A 23930-nucleotide genomic window follows, 5' to 3' on the forward strand; every position below is an offset into this window, starting at 1 on the left:
CAATCGAGGGCTTTGAAGGACATTTCCTGCAACCGGCATAGTGAAACCGCACTTGTGGCCCACAGAAGTTGCGTGTAGAACGGAACGGTCTGAGTTAGCTACACAACGTCAAGGAGCCATGTTCATGAGCAGCCCCGCCACTGCCACTTACCCCGCGGCCGGTTTTCACGAAAGCGCCGCCTCTCTCTCGCGGGCTGATACGCATGAAGACGTCACCCCCAGCGAAATCGCTGTGGGCGTGATCATCGGACGCTCGTCCGAGTATTTCGACTTCTTCGTTTTCGGGATCGCCTGCGTTCTTGTCTTCCCGTCCTTCCTGTTTCCCTTCCTGTCGCGCCTGGACGGCACGCTGATGGCCTTTGCGCTGCTGGCCGTTGCCTTCGTGGTCCGCCCGGTGGGTACCGCCATCTCCATGGCCATCCAGCGGCGCTGGGGGCGGGGCACCAAGCTGACCATTGCGCTGTTCGTGCTGGGCGTCTGCACGGTGGGCATGGCCTTTTTGCCGGGCTACAAGGATGTGGGCACTACAGCCATCGTGGCGTTGCTGATCCTGCGTGTGGGCCAGGGCCTGGCGCTGGGTGGTTCGTGGGACGGCTTGCCGTCGCTGCTGGCCATGTCGGCACCCAAAGAGCGCCGGGGCTGGTACGCCATGATCGGCCAGCTGGGCGCGCCTCTGGGCTTTGTGCTGGCTGCGGGCCTGTTTGCCTACCTGTACAGCAGCCTCACGGTGCAAGAGTTTCTGGCCTGGGGCTGGCGTTATCCGTTTTTTGTGGCCTTTGCCGTGAACGTGGTGGCCCTGTTTGCCCGCCTGCGTCTGGTGGTGGGGCAGTCGTACTCCGAACTGCTCAAGGACCGCGAGTTGCAGCCCGTGCCTGTGAGCCGCGTCATGCGTGATGAAGGCAGCAACGTGTTGCTGGGCGCCTTTGCGGCGCTGGCCAGCTTTGCACTGTTCCACCTGGTCACGGTTTTCCCGCTGTCATGGATCACGCTGTACTCCGACCAGCCTGTCGCCCAGATCCTGGGCGTGCAGATCGTCGGCGCGTTCCTCGCGGCGGGCGCCATCATGGTGTCGGGCTGGCTGTCGGACCACCTGGGCCGCCGCAAGCTGCTGGGCGGCATGGCCGTGCTGATTGGCGTGTTCAGCTTCATGGCGCCGGTGTTGCTCAACACCGGCGAGGTGGGTAGCACCATGTTCCTGTTGCTGGGCTTTGTGTTGCTGGGCCTGTCGTACGGCCAGGCATCGGGCACGGTCACGGCCAACTTCTCGCCGCAGTATCGCTACACCGGCGCCGCCCTGTCGGCCGACCTGGCCTGGATCATTGGTGCAGCCTTCGCACCGCTGGTGGCCCTGTATCTGTCATCGCAGTTCGGTCTGCTGGCAGTGACGGTGTATCTGCTGTCGGGTGTGGCCTGCACGCTGGGCGCGCTGAACCTGAACCGCCGCATGGAGCGGCGTGACCGCTGATGCATGCTGGCGAATTGCTATCGAATGTATAGCTTGTAGCGCATATTCCACTAGCGCTACCAGCATAAAAGGCTCAAAAAGCGCCCGGTTCTACCGGGCGCTTTGCTTTGGGGGGCTTGCAATCCACGGCTCAGTCCATCGTACCGGGGCACACTGCCACAAGGGCTCAGACGCAGGCGGTCAGCGTTGCTGCGGCGTGGGCTCCAGCAGCGCCTCAGCAACGAGGCGAGGGACCACGGCAGAAGTGCAAGCCCCGTGAGGGCGGGGCTCGGGGCCCGCTCAGTCCTGGGGCCTGAAGCCGATGGTGAGGGAGGGCGGCACGCGCCCGTCCACATCGCGCGGCAGTGTCTCGGTCTTGTCCAGGGCCCGCAGCACCGCGTCGTCCCAGGCCTTGTTGCCGCTGGACTGCACCAGCCGCTTGCCCACAATGGTGCCGTCGGGTGACAGCCGCACTTCCACCTCGGCGCGCGGGTTGCCCGAGATGGCGTCTGGATACACGATGTTGGGCTTGACCTTGGCCGCGACCTTGCCTCCGTAGCTGCCCGAGGGGCTGCGACTCTCCTTGTCTTTGCCCGTGGCGTTCTCGCCCCCTGTGGCTCCTGCCATGCCCTGAATGCGGCGCAGGTTGGCTTCGCGCTGTTCGGCCAGTTGCTTGGCCTCGGTTTCTGCCTTGCGCTTGGCGGCCTCGTCGGCCTTGCGTTTGTCTTCCGCCAGCTTCTTCTGCTTGTCCTGCTCGGCCTTTTTCTGTTCGGCCAGCTGCTTTTCGCGCTGTTCCTTTTCTTTGTCGCGTTCTTTTTGCAGGCGCTCTTTTTTCTCCTGCTCCAGGCGGTCGCGGCGTTCTTCTTCCTTGCGCTCACGCTCGCGCTTTTCACGCAGCTGCTGTTGCTCGCGGGCTTTCTTTTCCTGCTCCAGGCGCTTTTTCTCGCGCTCGATGGCGATGTCCGCCTCGCGCGTATCGGGCGGCTCGGCCGCACGCACGGGGGGGGCAGGGGGCGGGGGAGGGGTGACCTGCTGCACAGGCGGTGGTGGCGGGGGCGGTGGGGGCTCCACGGCGCGAGGCGCAGCCTGGGTGGGCACGGCGGCCCACAACTCAGCTTCTACGGCGGGCTGGTCGGCCGTGTTCTTCCAGTTCACACCCCAGGTCAATGCGCCGATCAGCACTGCATGCACCAGCACCGCCAGCGTGATGGCGCGCAGGCGCGCCGGTGGACGGGGCGGGGCAAACTGGTCGCGGTCGGTGTGGGCGTGCATGGGCGTCTGAGCGGTGCCGGGCGGGTTCGGTTCAACCGCCTTGCTTGACCGACAGGCCTACGCGTTGGACGCCTGCCTTTTGCAGGGCGTCCATCGCCTTCACCACGGTTTCGTACTGCACGCCCTTGTCGGCGCTGATGACCACGGCGCTCTCGGGCCCCTGGCCCTTTTGCCAGCGGCTGGCGGCATCGCCAATCTCCCGCTGGTTCAGGCTGCGCGTGGCTTCGGGGGTCTTGAACTGCAGCGTGCCGTCCTTGTTGACGATGACCTGGGCCACTACCTTGGGCATGTTCTTGCTCTTGCCCACGCTGGGCACGTCGACCACGCCGGGTGTGAGCATGGGCGCCGTCACCATGAAGATGATGAGCAGCACCAGCATGACGTCAATGAACGGGACCATGTTGATCTCGTTGATGGTGCGGCGGCCTCGGCCGCGGGATGCCATGGCGGGCATGGGGCGCCTCCCGGATCAGTGGCCCGAGGCCGTGTGGCCTGTGGACGCGGGCTGGGCGCCCAGGTTGCGCTGCAGGATGTTGGAGAACTCTTCGATGAAGGTCTCCTGGTGCGTGGCCACGCGGTCAATGTCGCGTGCAAAGCGGTTGTAGGCGATCACGGCCGGGATGGCCGAGAACAGGCCGATGGCGGTGGCGACCAGCGCCTCGGCGATGCCCGGGGCCACGGTAGCGAGCGTGACCTGTTCCATGCCTGCAAAGCCGGTGAAGGCGTGCATGATGCCCCACACGGTGCCGAACAGGCCCACATACGGCGATACGGAGCCGACCGATGCCAGGAAGGAAAGGCTCGACTCGACCACATCCATCTCACGCTGGAAGCTCGCACGCATCGCGCGGCGGGCGCCGTCCAGCAAGGTGCCTGGGTCGGTGATGCGGCGTTCACGGAGCTTTTGGTATTCGCGCATCCCGCTGGCAAAAATGCGTTCCATGGGGCCGGCCTGCTTGGCGTTCTGGGCGGCCGCTGCGTACAGGTCGTTCAGGCTGGTGCCCGACCAGAACTCGCGCTCGAAATCCTCGTTCAGTGTCTTCACGCGCTTTAAGGCAAACAGCTTGCGGAAGATGGCGGCCCAGCTGGCCACCGACACGCCCAGCAGCAGCAGCATCACGAGTTGCACCACCCAGCTGGCGTGCAGCACCAGGGAGATGATGGACATGTTTTGGGAATTCATGGTGTGAGTTGTTCCAGGAGGGTGCTTGGAATTCTGGCGGGGCGCAGGGTGGCGGCATCCACCCATCCGATGCGGATGGTGCCTTCGGTCAGCAAGGTCGGGGGCTGGTCGGTCATCTGCTCTGGTTTCAGGAGCGCCTGCTGCACTATTGTCAACGATGCGCGGCCACTGCTTTGCAGGGCGGCGGTAACAATCAGTTCATCGTCCAGCCGCGCAGGGCGGTGGTAGCGCAGCTGCGCGTCGGTTACGACAAACATGCCGCCGGTTTGTTCCCGCAACTGCTGTTGGCCCACACCCAACGAGCGCAGCCACTCGGTGCGCGCGCGCTCGAAGAACTTGAGGTAGTTGGCGTAGAACACGATGCCACCGGCATCGGTGTCTTCCCAGTAGATCCGGATCGGAAATTCAAACGCCATCGTGGGGTCGCTCGCCTTGGTCATCCGAGCAGCTTGCGCAGCCGCTCCACGGACTCCTGCAATTGCGCCATGGAGTTGGCGGTCGAGAAGCGGATAAACCGCTCGGGCTCGGCCGTTCCAAAGTCGCGCCCCGGTGTCACGGCGATGTGCGCGCGGCGCATCAGCTCAAACGCAAAGTCCCAGCTACCGGTCACGCCCAGGTGCCGCGCGGCCTGCGTGCAGTCGGCCCAGGCATAGAAGGCGCCATCAGGCATCACGGGCACATTCAGACCCAGCGACTGCAGCGCGGGGATGAAGAAGTCGCGCCGCGCCTTGAACTCGGCACGGCGGCGTTCGTATTCGGCAATGCTCTCGGCCTCGAAGCAGGCCAGCGCTGCATGCTGCGACACGGTGCTGGCGCAGATGAACAGGTTTTGCGCCAGGCGTTCCACCACGGGCACCATGGCCTCGGGCACCACCATCCAGCCCAGGCGCCAGCCGGTCATGTTGAAGTATTTGCTGAAGCTGTTGATGCTGATGATGTTGTCGTCGATGGCGAGCGCGGTGTGGCCAAACTCTTCCTCGTACGACAGGCCCAGGTAGATCTCGTCGATCATCGTGATGCCGTCGTGCGACCGCACCACGTCGTGGATGCGGCGCAGCTCGTCGGGCGCTATCGAGGTGCCCGTGGGGTTGGACGGCGAGGCCAGCAGCACGCCCCGCGTTTTTTCATTCCATGCCGCACGCACCTTGTCGGCGCTCAGCTGGTAGCGCTCCGCCGCCGTGGTGGGCAGCAGCACGGCCTTGCCTTCTGCTGCGCTCACAAAGTGGCGGTTGCAGGGGTAGCTCGGGTCGGGCATCAAAATTTCGTCGCCCGACTCGATGAGCGCCAGGCACGCCAGCTGCAAGGCGGCCGATGCACCGGCTGTGACCACGATGCGGCGTGCAGGCACGTTGACGCCAAAGCGGCTCTGGTACCAGCCGCTGATGCGCTCGCGCAACGCATCCAGCCCCAGCGCGTTGGTGTACTGCGTGGCGCCGTTGTGCACGGCGCGGGCTGCGGCTTCCTGCACCAGGGGCGGGGCTGTGAAGTCGGGCTCGCCGATGTTCAAGAAGATCATCGGTTCGCGCGTGCCCGCCACCTCGCGGGCCAGGGCCTGCGCGGCCTTGGCGACCTCCATCACATAGAACGGTTCAATGCGCTCGGCGCGCGTGGAAAACTTCATGGAATGGCATCCTGCCCCGACCGGGCCCCTTGTGGACGTGGTGGCGTGAGGGCGTAGAAAGAAAAGAAACCAAGCCGCCCCGGTTCAACGGACAGGGCGGCAGCGGGGCGGTGGCAGGTCAGGCAGCGCCCGCGCCTGCGGCCTTGTCGGCCGCCACTTCCACGGCGCGCAGTTGGGGGGCCAGGCCGTTGAGCACGGCGTTCACGTACTTGTGGCCGTCCGTGCCGCCAAATTCCTTGGCGAGTTCGATGCATTCGTTGAGCACCACGCGCCAGGGCACATCCAGGCAGTTCTGGAACTCGTACACGCCGATCCACATGGTGGCGTGTTCGATGGGCGAGATCTCGGCCATCTTGCGGTCCAGCAACGGGGTGATCAATGCGTCCATGCTGGCGGCATGCTCGATGCAGCCATGCAGCAGCGCGTCGTAGTGCGCCGAGTCAGCCTTGTGGAAGCCCGCCAGGTCGCGCGTGAACGCATCGATGGCAGTAGCGTCGTTGCCGCCCACCAGGTGCTGGTACAGCGCCTGCAGTGCGAATTCGCGTGCACGGCTACGGTTGGACTTGGAGGCGGCCTTGCGGGTGCCCGTGCTTTTGAGGCCGGTGCGGGTTTGCTTGGGCGGACGTGCCGACGATGGCGTAGGGGTGTTTTCGCTCATGACAGTTCGTCCAGCAGGTTGGCCATTTCCACCGCCACGCGGGCTGCGTCCACGCCCTTTTCGGTCTGGCGGGCGATGGCCTGTTCCATGTTCTCGGTGGTGATGATGGCGTTGGCAATCGGGATCTGGTAGTCCAGCGACAGGCGCGTGACGCCCGCGCCGGATTCGTTGGCTACCAGCTCGAAGTGGTAGGTCTCGCCGCGGATGATGCAGCCCAGCGCGATCAGCGCGTCGTACTCGTCGCTCTCGGCCATGGCCTGCAGGGCCACGGGCACTTCGAGCGCGCCGGGCACCAACACATGCTTGATGTGCTTTTCCTGCACGCCGAGGGCCAGCAGCTCTGCGCGGCAGGCAGCAGCCAGGGTGTTGGTGATGCTCTCGTTGAAACGGGCCTGCACGATGCCGATGTGCAGCTTCTTGCCGTCCAGTTTGTCTGCGGTGCCTTTGTCTGCGCCAAACATAGTGATCCTGTTCCTGTCTTTATTCTTTGGGGATGAAGCCGGTGATTTCGAGGCCGTAGCCTGTCATGCTGGGCATGCGGCGCGGCTGGCCCATCAGGGCCATCTTGTGCACGCCGCATTCGCGCAGGATCTGCGCGCCCACGCCGTAGGTACGCAGGTCCATGCGGCCGCGCTCGGGCGCCTGGGCGGAGCGGGCGGTGCCTTCAAACTGGGCCAGCAGCTGGGAGGCGCTTTCGCCACAATTGAGCAGCACGGCCACGCCCTTGCCTTGTTTGGCCAGGTATTGCAGGCTGGTGTCCAGGCCCCAGGAATGCATGGAGCGGTTGACTTCGAGCGCATCGAACACCGACAGCGGCTCGTGCACACGCACGGGCACCACGTCGTCGGCGCTCCATTGGCTCTTGACCAGTGCCAGATGCACGGCCTGGCTGGGCTTGTCGCGGAAGGCGTGGGCGGTGAACTCGCCATACGCCGTCTGTAGTGTGCGCGTGCCGACCTTTTCGACCAGCGACTCGTTGCGGCTGCGGTATTCGATGAGGTCGGCGATGGTGCCGATCTTGAGGCCATGCTCGGCCGCGAACAGCTGCAGATCGGGCAGGCGGGCCATGGTGCCGTCGTCCTTCATGATCTCGCAGATCACCGATGCGGGGCTGCAGCCCGCCATGGCGGCGAGGTCGCAACCGGCTTCGGTATGGCCGGCGCGCATCAGCACGCCGCCGTCCACCGCCTGCAGCGGGAAGATGTGGCCGGGCTGCACCAGGTCGCTGGGCTGGCTGTTGCGGTCCACCGCCACCTGCACGGTGCGGGCGCGGTCGGCGGCCGAGATGCCGGTGGTCACGCCCTCGGCTGCCTCGATGGAGACCGTGAAGGCCGTGCTGTACACCGTGCCGTTGCGCGCTGCCATGGGCGGCAGCTTGAGGTACTCGCAGCGCTCGCGGCTCAATGTCAGGCAGATCAGGCCCCGGCCGAAGCGGGCCATGAAGTTGATGGCCTCGGGCGTCACATGGTCGGCGGCCAGGACGAGGTCGCCTTCGTTTTCGCGGTCTTCTTCATCCACCAGGATGACGATGCGCCCGGCGCGCATCTCGGCCACGATGTCCTCGACGGGCGAGATCGGCACGGGGGTGAGGGGGGTGTTCATGGAAGGTCGGGGCTTTCTGTGGAGCCTCTGGCGGTTGCCAGCTGGCGGTGTGCTGCAGCACAGGTCCCCGTGGCCGAAGGCAACTGTGGTGCCTCCAAGAAACCGCCCCAAAGAACATGCGATGCGGCGCTGCCGCACGTCAAAGGGGCATCGTGCCCCCAAAGCCCTGGATTTTAGTGCACCAGGGCCTGCTTGGTGTTTGAAAGGCGCGGTGCCTGACGCAGATCAGATGGCGCTGCCCTGCAGCACCACGTCCGACGTGGGGTAGGCCACGCAGGGCAACACGCAACCTTCTTCCTTTTCTTCGGCCGTGAGGCCTGGCCATTCGATGGCGTAGCGCACCGTGCCTTCGACCAGCTGGCCCAGGCAGGTGCGGCAGGTGCCGTTGCGGCAGGAGCTGGGCCAATCGATGCCGCCTTGCTCCATGGACAGCAGCAGCGGCTGCTCGGGCCAGGCGTCGCACTGGGTGCCATCGGGCTCGACCTTGGCGATGAAGAAGGGGGCGGTGGTGGGTGTCGTCATGGACGTGTCTCTTCAGGGTTGGTGGGCGGCGTGGGTCCACACCAGCAGCAGGTTGTTGGCGGGCATCGCGTGCCGCGCGGCCAGTTGCAGGCCGGCCTGGGCGGCTACCGCCATCACGTCTTCGATGCGGCGGATGCCCCAGGCGGCGTCTTGCGCGCGCAGGCTGGCGTCAAAGGCCAGGTTGCCGGGGGCGGTGGGCACGCCGTCTTCCAGGTAGGGGCCGTAGATGACCAGGTGGCCGTCTGGCGCCAGGTGGCGGGCGGCGCCCTGCATCAGCCCGGTGCAGCAGGCCCAGGGGGCGATGTGCAGCATGTTGGCGCAGTAGATCAGGTCGAACGACGCGGCGCCGAATGCCGGGCCGTCGCTGGGCCACTGGTCGTGCAGCACGTCCAGCCGCCGGGGCGCCTGCACGTTGCGGGCACCGGCCTGCGCGGCCCAGCCGGTGATGGAGGCGAAATGGGTGTCCTGCAGGTCGGTGGGCTGCCAGGTCCAGCCGGGCAGGGCGGCTGCAAAGTGCGCGGCGTGCTGCCCGGTGCCACTGGCAATCTCCAGCGCGGCGCCGGTGTTGGGCAGCAACGCCAGCAGCTGCGCCAGGATGGGCCCCTGGTTGCGCTCTGCGGCGGGACTGTGCTGAAGGTACGTGGTGGACACTGGTGGATGGAGTGTTTTTGGCCGCTAGCGCTAGTGGATCATGCGCTGGCAGCTATGAAATAAAGAGCGGCCAACCAAGGGCCGACGTGCACTGTACCGCAGACGATTTACCCATCTGTGCTGCCTGTTTTTTCAGCGGCACAAGAAGTTGCCTTGTAAATCAATGACTTAAGACTGTCATACAAGGCTTGTTCACAGTTATCCACAAGATTGTCCAGTGCGGGCAGGGATAACCGGGGGTTTGGATGCCTGTGAAGGGGTATCGGCCGCACGTGGCAAAGGACGTTCTGCAATTGCCTGTTTTTTGAGCGATGCAAGGTTATTCCTTGCAAATCAACCACTTAAGCGTGCCATACAAGGCTTATCCAAGGTTATCCACACCATTGTCCAGTGTGCGCCGGGATAACCCATGCCATGTTGTACCGGGTTGCCTAAAAATAAGGCAATGCAGTGCATTTCCTTGCAAATCAAGCACTTGGCGTTGTCATACAGGACTTGCCAAAACTTATCCACACGATTGTCCAGTGCGCGCAGGGATAACCTGCGCAGGGTGCTGTCAGGCCGTTTCAGGCCGTGACCTTCACACCCTTCCAGAACGCGACGCGGCCCTTGATCTCAGCGGCCTCGGGCTTGGGGTCGGCATAGAACCACGCAGCGTCGGCGTTCATCTCGCCGTTGACCAGCAGCGACAGGTAGCTGGCCTGGCCCTTCCAGGCACAGGTGGTCTTGTGGTTGCTGAACGTGAAGTAGTCGCGGTGCAGCGCGCTTTCGGGAAAGTAGTGATTGCCTTCCACCACCACGGTGTCGTCGCTCTCGGCAACCACCACGCCGTTCCAGATTGCTTTCATGGGAGATCCTTGGGTAAAAATGGCCGATAGCGCAGGTGTTACATGCGCCAATAGCTATCAAAAAATGAGTGCGAGAGGGCTGCGCCGGCCGCTACCCCGGGGCTGGCGCAGGCACCCATTATTCCCAATGTGCCGCGTGGGCGTGTGCGGTGCTCGGCCAGCGTGGGGGAGGTGGCGGAGGAGCCAGTCGCCTGTGCAACCTGCACGGGCCGCGCTGTGGCTTACAGTGCAGCGCGCGGCGCCAGCCCATTCGGGCAGGTGCCAGAGGTTTTTATTCCACTGACCGATTGACCAAGACAACAGGAGAACCTTCACCATGGGTATTGATTTCCAAGGCCGCGTGGCCATCGTGACGGGCGCGGGCGGCGGCCTGGGCCGCCAGCATGCTCTGGCGCTGGCCAAGCGCGGCGCCAAGGTGCTGGTCAACGACCTGGGCGGCGCGGTGGACGGCAGCGGCGGCACCGTGGGTGCGGCGCAGGCCGTGGTCGATGAGATCCGCGCTGCGGGCGGCGAGGCGCTGGCCAATGGCGCGTCGGTCACCGACTTTGCGGCGGTCGAGGCCATGGTGCAGCAGGCCATCGACGCCTGGGGCCGGGTGGACATCCTGGTCAACAACGCCGGTATCCTGCGCGACAAGTCGTTCGCCAAGATGAGCATGGATGACTTCCGCCTGGTGGTGGATGTGCACCTGATGGGCGCCGCCAACTGCTGCAAGGCCGCGTGGCCGCACATGGTGGCCCAGCAATATGGCCGCATCGTGATGACCACTTCGTCCACCGGCCTGTACGGCAACTTTGGCCAGGCCAACTATGGCGCAGCCAAGCTGGCCCAGGTGGGGCTGATGCAGACCCTGGCCATCGAGGGCGCCAAGTACAACATCCATGTGAACGCCCTGGCCCCCACGGCCGCCACGCGCATGACCGAGGGCCTGATGCCCCAGGAAGTGCTGGACGCCTTGAAGCCCGAGGCCGTGGTGCCCGCCATGCTGGTGCTGGCGCACGAAAGCGCGCCCACGCGCACCATCCTGTGTGCCGGTGCGGGCACGTTTGAAGCTGCTCACATCACCCTCACGCCGGGTATCCATCTGGGCATTGGCGCCGATGTGCCCGAGCAACTGGCCGCCCGCCTGGCCGAGGTGACGGAGCGGGCGGGCGAGCAAGTACCACAAAGTGGCGCAGCGCAGGGAACCAACGAGGTTGGACGCGCTTTGGCCGCAAGGGCTTGACACCCCTCTGGGCGGGCCAGCGCTCAACGTGCTAAGTTCCGGGCCGACAGAAGTTGGATCGGTATAAACATATGAGCAAACTGCACGAGAGACTGGCCGCCTACCCGGCGGACGCCCTGGGGGGGATTCGCCGTGGCATCGAAAAGGAAGGGCTGCGCGTGCTGCCCACCGGCGGCCTGGCCCTCACCCCCCACCCGCTGGCGCTGGGCTCGGCCCTCACACATCCCCTGATCACCACGGACTACAGCGAGTCGCAGCTGGAGCTGATCACTGGCGCCCACAAGGGCGTGCAGCAGTGCCTGGATGAGCTGACCGAGGTGCACCAGTTCGTGCACCACACCCTGAAAGACAGCGGCGGCGAGCTGCTGTGGGCCTCCAGCATGCCCTGCGGCCTGCCCACGGACGAGACCATTCCCATCGGCCGCTACGGCAGCTCCAACGTGGGCCGCGCCAAGAGCGTATACCGCATGGGCCTGGGCCACCGCTATGGCCGGCGCATGCAGACCATTTCGGGCATTCACTACAACTGGTCGCTGCCGGGCGTGGACAGCGAGCAGTATTTCGCGCTGATTCGCAACTTCCGGCGCCACGCGTTTGTGCTGCTGTACCTGTTTGGCGCCTCACCCGCCTTGTGCCCCTGTTTTGTGGAGGGGCGCGAGCACCGCCTGGAGCGCATGGAGGGCGGCAGCGCGCTGTACCTGCCCCACGCCACATCGCTGCGCATGGGCCGCCTGGGCTACCAGAGCGACGCGCAAGCCACGCTGGCCGTCAGCTACAACGGCCTCACGGGCTACGCCAACTCGCTGCACGAGGCACTGACCAAGCCATACCCCGCCTACGAAACCGTGGGCGTGCGCAACCCCGGCGGTGACTACAACCAGCTCGGCACCAGCCTGCTGCAGATCGAAAACGAGTTCTACGGCACCATCCGCCCCAAGCGCACGGTGCGCACGGGCGAGCGCCCGCTGCATGCCCTGCGCGAGCGCGGGGTCGAATACGTCGAAGTGCGCCTGATGGACCTGGACCCGTTCGTGCCTGTGGGCATCACCGCACCCACCATGCGCTTGCTCGACGTGTTTTTGCTGCACTGCCTGCTGTCCGACAGCCCGCCCGACACGCCCGCAGAAATTGCCGAACTCAAGCAGAACCAGCACCTCACCGCAGAGCGGGGCCGCGAGCCCGGCCTGCGCCTGTCGCGCAACGGCCAGAGCGTGCCGCTGACCGAGTGGGGCACTGAAGTGCTGGCCGCTTGCGAGCCCTTGGCCGCCGCGCTGGATGCCACCCATGGCACCAACGACTACAGCGCTGCACTGCGCGATGCCCGCGCACTGATGGCTGCGCCCGAGCGCACACCATCGGCCCGCGTGCTGGACAGCATGGCGCGCGAGCACCAGCACCACTTTGAAGCCTTTGCACGGCAGCAGTCCATCGCCGCCCGCGACGCACTGCTGGCCCTGCCCTGGACGGCCGAGCAGCAGGCGCGTTACCTGGCGATGGCCGATGAGTCGATTGCCGCGCAAAAGGCCATCGAAGCTGCAGACACGCTCCCGTTTGAAGAATGGCGCGAGCAGTACATGGCGGTGGAGCAGCTGGGCTGAGGGTGCGACCGTGCCGAGTGGCATGGGCTTGCTATTAATTTGGTAGCTGCCTGGGCATATCGCACTAGCGCTACCAGCCCAAACGGCTTCAAAATCAGTCTTGCAGCTGCAGCAGAGCCTCTTGCCGCCAGTATTCGGCGGCGTCCAGGAATCCTTCCCACACGCAGCCATTGCAGCCGCGCCCACAGCAGGTGGTGGGCTCGGGCGGCGGGTTGCGCAGCGTGATGCCCGCAGTGGCCGCGCGTTGCTGCAGCGCCGCGAACATGGCTTGCGCCGTGGCGCCGTCCGCAGCCGGTGCCGGGACCGTCCACTCCGGCAAGGTCACGGCTGGCGGCGCCCCGCCTTGGCGCGGCGCAGGCCGTACTGCACGCCGAATGCTATGCCCAGCACCAGCGCAAACCAGCCCACCAGCGCCACCTGGGTCATGAGGTCGCGCACGCTGCTGGAGCGGGCGACATAGGGCGCCAGCAAGATGACCAGGCCGATAAGGGCCAGGGTCACGCCCTTGAACAGCAGCTCCTTGTCGGCCTTGGTGGCATTGGCTTTGCGCGAGGTGTCGAGAGGGGCTGGCATGGAGGTCAAATAGCGCGGTGGCGTGGTGCAAGTGGGACCGCGATTATCCTTGCCACCCTCAGAACCTGTTGAATCAAGAAGAAAGTACCCCCGCATGGCCATCCAGTGGTTCCCCGGTCACATGCACCTGACCCGCAAAGCCATCACCGAACGCATCAAGGACATTGACGTGGTGATCGAGGTGCTGGACGCGCGCCTGCCCGGCTCCAGCGCCAACCCGCTGCTGGCCGAGATCACGGGCCACAAGCCCACGCTCAAGGTGCTCAACAAGCAGGACGTGGCCGACCCCGAGCGCACTGCGCTGTGGGTGGACTGGTACAACGCCCAGAGCGACACGCGCGCCATGCCGCTGGATGCGTCCGACCCCGCCCCTGCGCGCAAGCTCATCGACGCCTGCCATCTGCTGTCGCCCAACCGCGGGGGCATGGCCAAGCCCATGCGGGTGCTCATCTGCGGCGTGCCCAACGTGGGCAAGTCCACGCTGATCAACACCTTGACCAACAAGCGCCATGCCAAGACGGGCGACGAGGCGGGCATCACCAAGCTGGAGCAGCGCATCACCCTGGCCGACGACTTCTACCTGTGGGACACGCCGGGCATGCTGTGGCCGCGCATTGTGGTGCCCGAAAGTGGCTACAACCTGGCCGCCAGCGGCGCCGTGGGCCGCAATGCCTACGACGAGGAACTGGTGGCGCTGGAGCTGCTGCGCCGCCTGCAAAAACACTACGCCCCCTTGCTGGAGTCCCGCTACAAGCTGGGCCTGCCTGCGGGGGCCGTGGCCACGATGCACGACGAGGAACTGCTCGCAGCCATCGGCAAGAAGCGCGGCGCCATGCTGGGTGGCGGCAAGGTCAACCTGCAAAAGACGGCCGAGATTGTGATGACGGACTTTCGCACCGCCATCCTGGGCCGCATCACGCTGGAAACGCCTGCCGAGTTTGAAGCCTGGCGTGCTGCAGGCCTCGCCGAAGACGCCAAGCGCCAAGCCAAGAAAGACGCGCGTGCCAAGGCCAAGGGCAAGGGCTCTGGCGTGCGCGAGCCTGCGCCGGACAGCGACGCGGACTGATTGATCAGGCCTGCGCCTGCGGGCCTGTAGGCTGCGGCGGCCATTTTGGGCCGAAGCTGGCGACGGTTCTTGGTGACACCGATGCAGATGCCGATGGATGGGCGCCGCAGCCACGCCAGCGGCGTTTTGTTCATAGGCGTTTTCTATGCCTGCGGTTACGATGGTTTCCTCCCCCGTAATTCCCGTCGCCATGGCCGAAGCCCCCGTTGTTCCGCTGCCAGACCACGAAGACGCTACAACGCGCCACCTGGTGCGCGTAGCGGGTTGGTCCGTGATGTTGCTGGGTTTTGTCATCGGCTTGCTGCTGCTGTGGGACCAGCCCGTGCAGCCGGTGCGCGTGGCGCTCAACTTTGTCGCTGGCTGCATTGGCGGCACGGCGCTTCTGCTGGCCCGCTGGCGGCGGTGGACGCTGGCCACCTATCTGCTGGTGTGGGGCGTGTGGGTATCGGTGTCGCTGGTGGCGGCTCGCAATGGCGGCGTGAACGGCCCCAACCTGCTGAACTACCCCGTGATCATTGTGCTGGCCGGATGGCTGCTGGGAGCGCGTGCCACGCTAACGCTTGTAGGGCTCACGGCCCTGCTGTTCCTGGGTTTCATCTGGGCGGACGTTCAGGGGTTGCTCAAGCCCGTTCAGGTGGCCAACCGCGTGGCGGGTGCTGTGTACCTTGCAGGCATTCTGGTGCTGACCGCTGCAGCCACGCTGCTGTCGCGCCGCAACTACATGAGCCGGGTGCGTGAGGCCCAGCAGACTGCGGCCAACCTCGCGGCCAGCGAGGCGTCGCTGCGCAAGCTGTTGCGGGCAGTGGAGCAAAGTCCAGAGGCCATCGTCATCACCGATCTGCGCGAGGACATCGAGTACGTCAACGAGGCCTTTGTGCGCCGCACGGGCTACGCGCGCGACGAGGTGGTGGGCCGCGCCTCGGCAGACTACTCCAGTAATGGCCTAGCGCCCGCGCAGCGCGAGGGCCTGCGCACCACACTGGCGCGCGGTGACAGCTGGGCAGGCGAACAGGTCAACTACCGCAAGGACGGGCAGGAATTGATCGAGTCTGTAGTGGTGGCCCCCATCCGCCAGACCGACGGCCGCGTGAGCCACTATGTGGAGCTCAAGCAGGACATCACCGAACGCAAGCGCGCTGCCGATGAAATTCACCGCCTCGCGCATTTCGACGGCCTCACCAGCCTTCCCAACCGGTCCACCCTGATGGAGCGGCTGCACGTGTTGCGCGGGCGTGCAGGTCGCCCGCCTTCCACCCAGCATGCCTTGCTGCTGCTGGACCTGGACCGGTTCACCACTTTCAACGATGCGCGCGGCAGCGAGATGGGGGACCGACTGCTCTGTGCCGTGGCGCTGCGCCTGTCCGAGATCCTACCGTCCCAAGACCTGCTGGTGCGGGTGGCGGGCGATGAGTTTGCCGTGGTGCTGCATGGCCTGGGGGTGGATGCCTCGCTGGCGGGCCGGCATGCGCTGGCCTTTGCCGAAAAACTGCAGGCCGCCTTGCTGCGCCCCTTGCGTCTGGAGGGCGATGCGCAGGATGCCCAACTGGGCGCCAGCGTGGGTATCACCCTGTACCCCCAAACGTCGGACGACGGTGCTCACGATGCGCTGCGGCGCGCGGGCACCGCCCTGCACCGCGCCAAGCAGGCCGGGGGCGGACGGGCTGCGTTTTTTGAGCAGGGCATGGGCGAGGCCGCCGAGCAGCGCTTTCGGGTGGAGCGCGAACTGCGCCATGCCATTGGCGCAGGCGAGCTGCGGCTGCACCTGCAGTCGCAGGTGGATGTGTCGGGCCAGGTCACGGGTGCCGAGGTGCTGGTGCGCTGGCAGCATCCGCGTGACGGCCTGGTGGCGCCGGGCGTGTTCATTCCGGTGGCCGAGGAGTCCGACCTCATCGTCAGCCTGGGCGAGTGGGTGCTGGCCCATGCCTGCGCGCTGCTGGCGCAGCCGGTGTTCCGCGAGCGGCGGTTGCGGCTCTCGGTCAACCTCAGCGCGCGGCAGTTCCGGCAGGCGGGTTTTGTGGGGCAACTGCGGGCAGTGCTGGCTGCCACGGGGGCCGACCCGCGGCTGCTGACGCTGGAGGTGACCGAAGGCCTGGTGATCGACGACTTTGAGGATGCGGTGGCCAAGATGCGCGCCCTGGCCGCGCTGGGCGTGGACATGTCGCTGGACGACTTTGGCACCGGCTACTCATCGCTGGCCTACCTCAAGCGCCTGCCCATCCAGGAGATCAAGATCGACCGGTCGTTTGTGCACGAGGCCCCCACCAATGCCGACGATGGCGTGCTGGTCGAAGGCATCTTGTCGGTGGCACGGCACTTCGGACTGCGCGTGGTGGCCGAGGGGGTGGAGACCCAGGCCCAGGCCGACTTCCTGCGCCAGCGCGCCCCGGACATCGTGTACCAGGGCTACCTGTTTGGCCGGCCAGAGCCCGATACACAGTGGCTGGCGCAGTGGGCCCTGCCTGCCTGAGCCCTTCGGCGGCGAGCGCCGAATGAAGGGCTGCCTGATGCGGAATTTCAAACAAAAATAGCTGCAGGCGCTTATGCGGTATGCGCCTGCAGCTATTGTTTTTGTAGCGCATTCGCCGGGGCAGGCGGAGTGCTGGTGTGACCTATTTGTTTTTGTCTTTGCCCTTGGGCATGACGGTGGTCATCGGCGGCATGGGCCGGTCCGATGCGCTGTGTTCCTTGGGCGGCGAGGTGTCCTTTTTGGGTTTCTTCGCCATCTTGTTGCTGCGCTGTTCGCCTTTGGCCATGGGGCCTCCTTGAAAGGTCTCGGGATGGGACCGTGCGAGGATGGTACGTCACAAATTACGCTGTGCCGGCGGCTGCGGGGGGGGGGCTACGCGCCTGCGCCTTCTGTAGACTGTCGCACACCATCACCCAGCGCCCGCACGGCCAGCCGCTGGTCGTAAGCCAGTGCCAGCGCGTTCAGCACGGCAAGGCCCATGCCCAGCGCGCAGGTGGCGCCCCATCCGCCCCACAGCCAGGCCACCGACCCCATCGCCGAGCCCGTGGCTGCACCCACAAAATAGCTGGTCATGTACACCGCGTTCAGCCGCGCGCGGGCGGTGGGGTCCAGCCGGTAGATCACGTTCTGGTTGCTGATGTGTACGCCCTGCAGCGCCAGGTCGGCCACCAGCATGCCCACCACAAACCACACCAGGCTGCTGGCGCCCAGCCACAGCGCGCCCCAGCCCAGCAGTAGCAAACCTACCGATGCGGCGGTGGCCACCTGCGCCCGCCCACGGTCAGCCATGCGGCCTGCCACATTGGCCATGAGTGCACCGGCCACGCCCGCCAGCCCCACCAGCCCAATGCCGGCGTCGCCCAGTCGGTGTGCAGGCCCCGCCAGCAGCAGCGCCATGGTGGAGAACAACACACTGACGGAGGCAAACGACAACCCTCCCAGCAAGGCCCGGCTGCGCAACCGGGGGTGGTGCAAGGCCAGCGTGCCCAGCGACCGCAAGACCTGTCCATACCCCTGTGTCGGTGCTGAGGTCGTATTGCGTGACATCGGCATCACCCACCACAGCGCCAACGCCACGGCCACCATGGCGACGCCCGCCACCCGGTACACCAGCGTCCAGCCGCCCACCTCCGACAGCAGCCCTGCCACACTGCGCGCCGCCAGAATCCCGGTCAGCAGCCCGCTCATCACCAGCCCCACGGCCCGGCCGCTGCGGCCCGGCGCAGCCAGGGTGGCTGCCAGCGGCACCAGCACCTGCGCCGCCACCGAAAACAGGCCGGTGAGCAGCGTGCCCAGCGCCAGCATGGCGTAGTTGTGCGCAAACCCGCTGGTAAACAGTCCCAGAGCGGCCAGCAGCATCAGTGTGGTGATAAGCCGCCGCCGCTCCAGCAGGTCGCCCAGCGGCACCAACAGCAGCAGCCCTGCCGCGTACGCCACCTGCGCCAGCGTCACGATGAGCGCCGCCGACGAGTCCCGCACTTGCAGCTGCGTGGCAATGGAGTGCAGCAGCGGCTGGTTGAAGTAGTTGCTGCCCGCACACAGGCCGCAGGCCACGGCCATGAGCAAGAGCACAGGCGTGCTCAGGCCGGAGGCGCTGGGTGGCGGCGCATCTGGATGAGCGGGTGCGCGGGAGCGGGCTGGGCGGTGGGATGAAGTCATGGAGGGTGCAAGTGCGTGCAGGGAACGCATGCAACGCGCATGCCATGCACGGCTGCCGTCGCCTCGATTTCCAAGAGCTTGTCGTGAAGCTCCGCGGAATTTATGCTTGACCTGTCAGACAGTGGTCCCCTTCAAACCAAGACCGCACTCCATCTTCGGGAGAAATCAGTGTCAAAAAGAACCAGTATGGGCCAGTCGATCCTGCATGTTTTGCTGTCCAAATGACGTTTGGCTTCACAGAGCGGATGGCGTCGCGTCTCGACCACATCACCATCGTCGCACCCAGCCTCGACGCTGGATCAGCCTATGTTGAGACTGCTCTTGGCGTAGCTCCGGGGCCGGGAAGAGAGCATCCCAGCATGGCGACGCATAACCTGCTGCTGGCCCTTGGGCCTTCGGTTTATTTGGAGGTGATCGCAGCCAACCGTGACGCAGCGCCTGTTTCGCGGGCTCGCTGGTTTGGCATCGACGACATACCGGACGGCGCTACACCTCGTTTGGCTGCCTGGGTAGCGAGTACAAATGACATCGCTGCCGCGGCAGTACCTGCCATTGGTCAGGTTGAGACGATGCACCGTGACTCCCATACTTGGCGGATGGCGTTCCGTCCAGACGGTGCACTCGCGCTGGATGGGGCTGTGCCGCTATTGATTCAAAGGGCCGCTGACGCCAATCCTGTTGCAGCGCTGCCCACGAATCCCCTTCATTTCAGATCACTTCACATAGTGCATCCTGCGCCCGAAGAAGTGCTCGCACTCTTTGCCGCCATTGGCCTCGCTTCAACACCACGCGTCACAGTCGCTCAAGGAGCGGCATGTGCCTTGGTGGCAGAGATACAAACGCCGTCAGGGCTGCGCAGGCTGGGTGGCGCTTGAGTCCTCGCTCAAGCGGAGCACCGACGGCTGCAATGGGCCACCCGCCGACAAATTCGACGCCATGGTTTGCTGGCTCTCGTTGGCTCGGTATTTGGTATCCATGGAACCTGTCGCCTCGTAAGGAGCCGTGGCATATCGCCTACCACCGCACCGGCCCCACCTCATCCCGCCAAAATATCCACCGCCGCGTCTCCATATACAGTGACGTGCTGATGGAGTAAGGGTCCATGCCCGCCTCGCTGCGCTGCAGCCGCACCAGGTAGCCGCCATAGCTGGCTGCCCACAGGGTTTCTCCATCGGGGGATGCATCGACAGCGCTGGTCGTGCTGCCGATGTGGTGGTGCCACAGGGCTTGTCCCTCGTCGCTGATGGCATGCAGGTAGCCGTCAGCATCGCCCAGGATCACCAGGCCCGGCAAGGTGACAGATGCGTACACGCGGCAGCGTTCGTCCAGTGGTAGGGTGTCCTCATCGGTCGCTTTTTGCGGTGCCGCCCCGATGGGGATCGAGCAGGTATTGCCCCAATACAGATGGCATGAGTTGGCAAACAGGCGTGTGCCGTCGTGCGAGAACATCGCGTGGTGGGGGTAAGACGATAGGGGCTCGTGTTCGGTCACCACAGCGCCGTGCGCGTCCAGCACGATGTGGCAGCTGTCCTGGTCGCCTACTGCGATGTGACGCTCATCAGGCGACAGGGCCATGTGCAGCATGTCCAGCGCCAGCACGGTGACGGTCTCACCATCGACCTTTTCATCCATCTGGTTCTTGGGCCAGGTGTAGGGGCCATCTTCTTCAAACGTCTGTGGGTGCAGGCGTTGCACTGGGCTGTCGGCACCTTGGGCTGCGGGGTGCAGAAGATACACCCCTGTGGGGTTGCGCAGCAGCACGCGCAGGCCATCGTTGAAGGGAATGATGTCATCGCAGCGCTGCCCCAGCGGGCCTGTGGACACCAGCACCTGCGGGGGCAGGCCTTCGTTGCCGCGCGGCAGGGCAAATTGCGCAATCACGGGGCCATTCCATCCGTGGTGGGTGGTGATGTGCAGGCCGTCGCATTGGGCAAAGCACTGGCGATCGGGCGAGCGGCCCAGGCCCTGGATGGCGGGCAGGGGCGCGTGCTCTGTGCCATGCAGCAACACCCAGCGGGCGTCGTCGTCATGGGCCGCGCCGATGCGGGCGACCAGACGGTCATCGTCCAGCACAAACACGGGGCCAATGAATTGGCCGGCCTGGGCGGCACGCGCCACATAGGCATCCGGGGCAAAGGCAAAGCGCTGGCGAAACCGCGTGGCAAGCTCTTCGTCGGCCCAGTGGCTCACCACCCGCGCCAGTTGCAGCACGGTGGGCGCATCGGCCTTGCGCGGGTCTTCGGGCAGGGCGTTGTCGCGTTCTTCGGCGCCGTTCTCCTCATCGCCGCCACCGGCTGTTGCCGAGGCCTCGGCGCGGTGGGCATCGTTGGCCAGTTGGTGCGCGCGGATGGCCGCCACGTAGGCTTGCCCATCGGCCTGCCATTGCTCCGACAGCGTCATGAGTTCGACGGGAAACACGGCCGCATCGGGCAGGTCGGGCGGCAAGGGTGGGGTGGCCAGCAGTTGCACGGCGGCTTCGATGCGGCGGGCCTCGGCCTGCTGGGCCTGCGCCTCTTCGTGCCGTGCGCGGATGCGGGCCTGCACCAGACCATGAAAGCGCAGCAGGCGGGCAATGTGGTCGGCGGCGCAGCGGGGCAGGGGGGCGCGGCTGTCGCTCTGGCGCTGGGCGTAGCTGAACTCGACAGCGGCCGGCCCCTCGCGCGCCTCGTCCACATCGATCTGGTAGGCGCTGTGGGCGTTGTCTTCGTCATCGCCCGGCGCGTCATCACCGTTGCGCCAGCTGTATTTGAGCGCGCGGCCCCAGGGTTCGCCGTCGTGCATGCAGGGCTGGCGCGCCCCCACCCAGACCTCGCCCTCCCAGTAGCCGTTGCGGTCGCTGTCCCACCAGTCGTTGTACTGTTCGGTGAACACGGGCAGGCTGGTGAAGGCCTCGATGTGCTCTGCCGTCAATGTGGCCTGCAGGCGCTGGTAGAGCGGGTAGCGTGCACGGTGCTGGCCCACGGCTTTGCGCACGTAGTCCAGCACTCCGCGCCAGGCGTGTTCGCAGGCCTTCCAGGCGTCGGGGTCGTGGCTGGGCTCGGCGGGGGGCGCCAGCACCTGCCAGTCGCCGGGCTCCCCCTGCGTGTAGCGGCGATAGAGCAGCGTGCGCTGGGCGACCGTGGGGGCCGCGTGGCGCCACAGCTTGGTGGCCAGGCGCTCCAGCCAGTTGCGCGGCGCGGGCACCTGCTCCACCGACAGGTAGAAGTCCCAGGTTTTCCACACCGTGATGAACACGTTGTCGTCGCGCGCGTCGCCTTCTTCGTCCACATGCCGTTGGCACAGTGAGAAATCAGTCTGCTGGAACCAGCCGTAGGCTTTGTGTTCCTTGTGCGCGATCACTGGCGTGTGCACCACGGCCAGGATGTTCTCGATGCTGATGGAGTTGTCTGCGCACAGGTCGTCGGCCACAGGCTGGTCGGCGTGGATGTCTGCGCTGCTGCGCACCGCGCTCTGGCCTGCCCGCACGGCGGCCAGCACCTGGCGGCGGCTGATCATGGCAGCCAGGCCGTCTTCGCCGGCGTCCACGCCCTCGTGGAACTCGGGGGCGAACACGGCACCCACGATCTCGGCCGAGAACTCCGCACGGTGGGGCACACCGCGCACCTCGTCCAGCAAAAACTCCACCTGTTCTTGGCCTTCGATGTGCAGGTGGTACTCGTCGGTGAACAGCGCCACCCGGGCTTGCAGCCCACCACGCACGCGCAGCTCGCCATGGTTGTAGTGGCCCCAAAGCAGGTCATGCACCTGCAGCGCACCTTGCAAACACACCAGCTGTCCGCCGATCACGGCGTTCTGCACATGCAGGTTGCCGTTGACGACCAGGTGCGTCGTGCCATCGGTGTCGGCGCTGGTCAAGGCGCCGTCGATGCGCAGGTCTCCATCCACCACGATCACAAAGGGCGCACGGGGTACGGAGGCCTCATTGGGGCCGTCGGGTTGCTCTTGCAGCCATTGGCGCAGCGGGCTGCCCTGGGCCAGGGGGGCGTCGAGGTGCAGCGCAGGCCAGTGCGCGTCGCCTGTGATCCATAGCGCGGTTTCATCGGCCAGGGCCTCAGGGTCCTCCGCCAGACGCTCTGCCATCCAGCAGTCGGGGGGAATGCGGTGGGCCAGATCGGCCAGTGGGCAAAGTCGGGCAGTGGGCATGGGCATGGGCAGGGACACAGGAGGGACTCAACCGGCGGGCATCGTACACCGCGCCCAGCAATGATCCGGCTTTGCGCAGACAATGATGTGTCATCTTATTAATTCATTGCCATGACGCAGAACCCCCCCGCTTTTGAAGTCCTCCCCCGCGACCTCTCTGCCTACCGCCAAGGCAATGTCGGCATCGACTATGTGCACCGCTTCGAGTCGGGCAAGCCTGGCCCGCATGTGCTCATCAATGCACTCACGCACGGCAACGAGATCTGCGGCATGGTGGCGGCCACCCACCTGCTGGACACGGGTGTGCGACCCCTCATCGGCACGCTGACCGTCAGCTTTGCGAATGTGGCCGCCTACGAATCGTTTGACCAGAGCCGCCCGTTCGAGAGCCGCCAGCTGGTGCACAACCTCAACCGCATCTGGTCGGCGGCCGAGTTGGACGGCACGGCCGACAGCCCCGAGCTGCAGCGTGCCCGCATCCTGCGCCCCGTGGTGGCTGCGGCCGATCACATCCTCGACATCCACTCCACCAGCCAAGACGTGCAGCCGTTCTGGGTGTACCCAGCCTACCCGCGCAATGCGGAGGTGGCGCTGGCCATCGGCCGCCCGCCGGTGCACCTGGTGATGCCCAGTGGCCTGGGTTCGGGCACGCCGCTCATCCAGCACGGTCGCCACGGGCAGGCCGAGGGAGATGGGGTGGCGCTGGTGGTGGAATGTGGCCAGCACTTCCGCCAATCGGCGGCCGACATGGCCACGGCGGTGGCGCTGGACTTTCTGGCGCACTTTGGCCTCATCGCACCGGTGGCCGACCGGCCCGCGCCCGCCGAGCAGCGCCGCTACGAGCTGCTGGAGACCTGTATGGTGCGCACGTCGGACTTCCGCTTCACAAAGCCCGTGCAAGGGTTTGAGGTGTTTGCCAAGGGTGACCTCATCGCCACCGATGGCCCGTATGAGATCCGCGCGCTGTGCGACGACTGCACCATCCTCATGCCCACCCGCGAGCCCATCGTGGGCCGCGAGGCGGTGTACCTCACGCGGCCGATCTGATCCGGCTGGGGCGGCAGGGAGGTCCGGGGCGTGGGCGCCCGGGCTATTTCTTGAAACGGATCTTGCCGTCCTTGACGTACTGGTTGAACTGGTCGGGAGGTAGCGCCGCAGACCCGACGATGTCTTCTTCGACCGACCAGCTCAGCGTGGTGCTGTCCGCGCTGGTGGTCACCTCGATCGGGCCCTCGGGGATGGCGATCGGGGCGCCGTCGCCCGGTGTGTAGGTCACGTGGCCGTGGACGGTGGCGTGTTGTGTCATGGCGATTTCCTTGCGGCAGTGCCGCTGTGTTCATCGCTTCATTACAGGGTGAACTGCCTGACTGCCGTGTCAGCGCATGCCGCGCCGGAGCG

At 65.8% G+C, this 23930-nt stretch carries 24 protein-coding genes; 7 read left to right on the forward strand and 17 right to left on the reverse strand.

The window, feature by feature from the left end; genetic code table 11:
* Positions 1-124 precede the first annotated feature (124 nt).
* Positions 125-1465 (forward strand): MFS transporter, encoded by a 1341-nt coding sequence (locus ASD75_RS16465; protein WP_056747201.1) that lies wholly within the window; start codon positions 125-127, stop codon positions 1463-1465.
* Positions 1466-1744: 279 nt separating this feature from the next.
* Here the strand turns inward: ASD75_RS16465 and tolA are convergent, their stop codons facing one another.
* From tolA to ASD75_RS16520, 11 genes are all read right to left on the reverse strand, one after another.
* Complete coding sequence (gene tolA, locus ASD75_RS16470) at positions 1745-2716, reverse strand: cell envelope integrity protein TolA (RefSeq protein WP_056747025.1); 972 nt, start codon at positions 2714-2716, stop codon at positions 1745-1747.
* A 31-nt stretch (positions 2717-2747) separates the two neighbouring features.
* A complete protein-coding gene (locus tag ASD75_RS16475; RefSeq protein WP_056064849.1) occupies positions 2748-3170 on the reverse strand; it encodes an ExbD/TolR family protein in 423 nt (140 codons plus the stop codon).
* 15 nt (positions 3171-3185) lie between these two features.
* Positions 3186-3899: a protein TolQ gene (gene tolQ / locus ASD75_RS16480; protein WP_015015035.1), complete on the reverse strand. Its 714-nt coding sequence runs from the start codon at positions 3897-3899 to the stop codon at positions 3186-3188.
* Positions 3896-4315: a tol-pal system-associated acyl-CoA thioesterase gene (gene ybgC, locus ASD75_RS16485; RefSeq protein ID WP_056065182.1), complete on the reverse strand. Its 420-nt coding sequence runs from the start codon at positions 4313-4315 to the stop codon at positions 3896-3898. The genes tolQ and ybgC overlap by 4 nt, the downstream gene beginning before the upstream one ends.
* A 20-nt stretch (positions 4316-4335) precedes the next feature.
* Positions 4336-5520 (reverse strand): pyridoxal phosphate-dependent aminotransferase, encoded by a 1185-nt coding sequence (locus tag ASD75_RS16490; RefSeq protein ID WP_056747026.1) that lies wholly within the window; start codon positions 5518-5520, stop codon positions 4336-4338.
* A 118-nt stretch (positions 5521-5638) separates the two neighbouring features.
* Complete coding sequence (gene nusB / locus ASD75_RS16495) at positions 5639-6178, reverse strand: transcription antitermination factor NusB (protein ID WP_056064843.1); 540 nt, start codon at positions 6176-6178, stop codon at positions 5639-5641.
* Positions 6175-6639, reverse strand: a complete 465-nt coding sequence (ribH, locus tag ASD75_RS16500) for a 6,7-dimethyl-8-ribityllumazine synthase (RefSeq protein ID WP_015015031.1) — start codon at positions 6637-6639, stop codon at positions 6175-6177. The genes nusB and ribH overlap by 4 nt, the downstream gene beginning before the upstream one ends.
* A 19-nt stretch (positions 6640-6658) precedes the next feature.
* Positions 6659-7780, reverse strand: coding sequence for a bifunctional 3,4-dihydroxy-2-butanone-4-phosphate synthase/GTP cyclohydrolase II (gene ribBA / locus ASD75_RS16505; RefSeq protein WP_056747027.1), 1122 nt, complete (start codon positions 7778-7780; stop codon positions 6659-6661).
* Positions 7781-8005: 225 nt separating this feature from the next.
* Positions 8006-8302, reverse strand: a complete 297-nt coding sequence (locus tag ASD75_RS16510) for a 2Fe-2S iron-sulfur cluster-binding protein (RefSeq protein WP_056747028.1) — start codon at positions 8300-8302, stop codon at positions 8006-8008.
* Between the two features lie 12 nt (positions 8303-8314).
* Positions 8315-8953 (reverse strand): DUF938 domain-containing protein, encoded by a 639-nt coding sequence (locus tag ASD75_RS16515; RefSeq protein ID WP_056747029.1) that lies wholly within the window; start codon positions 8951-8953, stop codon positions 8315-8317.
* Between the two features lie 566 nt (positions 8954-9519).
* Positions 9520-9801 (reverse strand): DUF427 domain-containing protein, encoded by a 282-nt coding sequence (locus tag ASD75_RS16520; RefSeq protein WP_056747030.1) that lies wholly within the window; start codon positions 9799-9801, stop codon positions 9520-9522.
* Positions 9802-10117: 316 nt separating this feature from the next.
* On the opposite strand from ASD75_RS16520, the gene ASD75_RS16525 reads away from it, so the two are divergent.
* Positions 10118-11026: an SDR family oxidoreductase gene (locus ASD75_RS16525; RefSeq protein ID WP_056747031.1), complete on the forward strand. Its 909-nt coding sequence runs from the start codon at positions 10118-10120 to the stop codon at positions 11024-11026.
* A 71-nt stretch (positions 11027-11097) separates the two neighbouring features.
* Complete coding sequence (gene gshA, locus ASD75_RS16530) at positions 11098-12624, forward strand: glutamate--cysteine ligase (protein ID WP_056747032.1); 1527 nt, start codon at positions 11098-11100, stop codon at positions 12622-12624.
* A 94-nt stretch (positions 12625-12718) separates the two neighbouring features.
* On the opposite strand, the gene ASD75_RS16535 is transcribed toward gshA, so the two are convergent.
* Together ASD75_RS16535 and ASD75_RS16540 are read right to left on the reverse strand one after the other, a co-directional pair.
* The gene (locus ASD75_RS16535; RefSeq protein WP_056747202.1) at positions 12719-12889 is read right to left on the reverse strand and encodes an oxidoreductase-like domain-containing protein; all 171 of its coding nucleotides are present in this window, start codon (positions 12887-12889) and stop codon (positions 12719-12721) included.
* 56 nt (positions 12890-12945) lie between these two features.
* The gene (locus ASD75_RS16540) at positions 12946-13197 is read right to left on the reverse strand and encodes a hypothetical protein (RefSeq protein ID WP_056747033.1); all 252 of its coding nucleotides are present in this window, start codon (positions 13195-13197) and stop codon (positions 12946-12948) included.
* Between the two features lie 94 nt (positions 13198-13291).
* On the opposite strand from ASD75_RS16540, the gene ylqF reads away from it, so the two are divergent.
* Together ylqF and ASD75_RS16550 are read left to right on the forward strand one after the other, a co-directional pair.
* Positions 13292-14263: a ribosome biogenesis GTPase YlqF gene (ylqF, locus tag ASD75_RS16545; RefSeq protein ID WP_056747034.1), complete on the forward strand. Its 972-nt coding sequence runs from the start codon at positions 13292-13294 to the stop codon at positions 14261-14263.
* A gap of 190 nt (positions 14264-14453) precedes the next feature.
* A complete protein-coding gene (locus ASD75_RS16550; protein WP_056747035.1) occupies positions 14454-16730 on the forward strand; it encodes a bifunctional diguanylate cyclase/phosphodiesterase in 2277 nt (758 codons plus the stop codon).
* Between the two features lie 142 nt (positions 16731-16872).
* Here the strand turns inward: ASD75_RS16550 and ASD75_RS23940 are convergent, their stop codons facing one another.
* Together ASD75_RS23940 and ASD75_RS16555 are read right to left on the reverse strand one after the other, a co-directional pair.
* On the reverse strand, positions 16873-17016 hold the full coding sequence (locus tag ASD75_RS23940) for a hypothetical protein (RefSeq protein ID WP_167514358.1): 144 nt from the start codon (positions 17014-17016) through the stop codon (positions 16873-16875).
* Positions 17017-17102: 86 nt separating this feature from the next.
* Positions 17103-18389, reverse strand: coding sequence for an MFS transporter (locus ASD75_RS16555; protein WP_056747036.1), 1287 nt, complete (start codon positions 18387-18389; stop codon positions 17103-17105).
* A 245-nt stretch (positions 18390-18634) separates the two neighbouring features.
* On the opposite strand from ASD75_RS16555, the gene ASD75_RS23445 reads away from it, so the two are divergent.
* Positions 18635-19264, forward strand: a complete 630-nt coding sequence (locus ASD75_RS23445) for a VOC family protein (RefSeq protein ID WP_235511652.1) — start codon at positions 18635-18637, stop codon at positions 19262-19264.
* Positions 19265-19403: 139 nt separating this feature from the next.
* Here ASD75_RS23445 and ASD75_RS16560 read toward each other — a convergent pair whose 3' ends face one another.
* Positions 19404-22532: a polymer-forming cytoskeletal protein gene (locus ASD75_RS16560; protein WP_056747203.1), complete on the reverse strand. Its 3129-nt coding sequence runs from the start codon at positions 22530-22532 to the stop codon at positions 19404-19406.
* A 111-nt stretch (positions 22533-22643) separates the two neighbouring features.
* Between ASD75_RS16560 and ASD75_RS16565 the strand changes: the two genes are divergently transcribed.
* Entirely contained in the window at positions 22644-23579 is a 936-nt protein-coding gene (locus ASD75_RS16565) for a succinylglutamate desuccinylase/aspartoacylase family protein (RefSeq protein ID WP_056747037.1), read from the forward strand.
* Positions 23580-23622: 43 nt separating this feature from the next.
* On the opposite strand, the gene ASD75_RS16570 is transcribed toward ASD75_RS16565, so the two are convergent.
* Entirely contained in the window at positions 23623-23838 is a 216-nt protein-coding gene (locus ASD75_RS16570; protein WP_056064801.1) for a hypothetical protein, read from the reverse strand.
* Between the last annotated feature and the right edge of the window lie 92 nt (positions 23839-23930).

This window comes from Acidovorax sp. Root568, assembly GCF_001427445.1.
GTDB lineage: Bacteria > Pseudomonadota > Gammaproteobacteria > Burkholderiales > Burkholderiaceae_C > Acidovorax > Acidovorax delafieldii.

Coding starts and splice junctions, on each gene's coding strand:
- ASD75_RS16465 (WP_056747201.1), top strand. CDS start 125: ATGAGCAGCCCCGCCACTGCCACTTACCCCGCGGCCGGTTTTCACGAA.
- tolA (WP_056747025.1), bottom strand. CDS start 2,716: ATGCACGCCCACACCGACCGCGACCAGTTTGCCCCGCCCCGTCCACCG.
- ASD75_RS16475 (WP_056064849.1), bottom strand. CDS start 3,170: ATGCCCGCCATGGCATCCCGCGGCCGAGGCCGCCGCACCATCAACGAG.
- tolQ (WP_015015035.1), bottom strand. CDS start 3,899: ATGAATTCCCAAAACATGTCCATCATCTCCCTGGTGCTGCACGCCAGC.
- ybgC (WP_056065182.1), bottom strand. CDS start 4,315: ATGGCGTTTGAATTTCCGATCCGGATCTACTGGGAAGACACCGATGCC.
- ASD75_RS16490 (WP_056747026.1), bottom strand. CDS start 5,520: ATGAAGTTTTCCACGCGCGCCGAGCGCATTGAACCGTTCTATGTGATG.
- nusB (WP_056064843.1), bottom strand. CDS start 6,178: ATGAGCGAAAACACCCCTACGCCATCGTCGGCACGTCCGCCCAAGCAA.
- ribH (WP_015015031.1), bottom strand. CDS start 6,639: ATGTTTGGCGCAGACAAAGGCACCGCAGACAAACTGGACGGCAAGAAG.
- ribBA (WP_056747027.1), bottom strand. CDS start 7,780: ATGAACACCCCCCTCACCCCCGTGCCGATCTCGCCCGTCGAGGACATC.
- ASD75_RS16510 (WP_056747028.1), bottom strand. CDS start 8,302: ATGACGACACCCACCACCGCCCCCTTCTTCATCGCCAAGGTCGAGCCC.
- ASD75_RS16520 (WP_056747030.1), bottom strand. CDS start 9,801: ATGAAAGCAATCTGGAACGGCGTGGTGGTTGCCGAGAGCGACGACACC.
- ASD75_RS16525 (WP_056747031.1), top strand. CDS start 10,118: ATGGGTATTGATTTCCAAGGCCGCGTGGCCATCGTGACGGGCGCGGGC.
- gshA (WP_056747032.1), top strand. CDS start 11,098: ATGAGCAAACTGCACGAGAGACTGGCCGCCTACCCGGCGGACGCCCTG.
- ASD75_RS16535 (WP_056747202.1), bottom strand. CDS start 12,889: ATGTTCGCGGCGCTGCAGCAACGCGCGGCCACTGCGGGCATCACGCTG.
- ASD75_RS16540 (WP_056747033.1), bottom strand. CDS start 13,197: ATGCCAGCCCCTCTCGACACCTCGCGCAAAGCCAATGCCACCAAGGCC.
- ylqF (WP_056747034.1), top strand. CDS start 13,292: ATGGCCATCCAGTGGTTCCCCGGTCACATGCACCTGACCCGCAAAGCC.
- ASD75_RS16550 (WP_056747035.1), top strand. CDS start 14,454: ATGGCCGAAGCCCCCGTTGTTCCGCTGCCAGACCACGAAGACGCTACA.
- ASD75_RS23940 (WP_167514358.1), bottom strand. CDS start 17,016: ATGGCCAAAGGCGAACAGCGCAGCAACAAGATGGCGAAGAAACCCAAA.
- ASD75_RS16555 (WP_056747036.1), bottom strand. CDS start 18,389: ATGACTTCATCCCACCGCCCAGCCCGCTCCCGCGCACCCGCTCATCCA.
- ASD75_RS23445 (WP_235511652.1), top strand. CDS start 18,635: ATGGCGTCGCGTCTCGACCACATCACCATCGTCGCACCCAGCCTCGAC.
- ASD75_RS16560 (WP_056747203.1), bottom strand. CDS start 22,532: ATGCCCACTGCCCGACTTTGCCCACTGGCCGATCTGGCCCACCGCATT.
- ASD75_RS16565 (WP_056747037.1), top strand. CDS start 22,644: ATGACGCAGAACCCCCCCGCTTTTGAAGTCCTCCCCCGCGACCTCTCT.
- ASD75_RS16570 (WP_056064801.1), bottom strand. CDS start 23,838: ATGACACAACACGCCACCGTCCACGGCCACGTGACCTACACACCGGGC.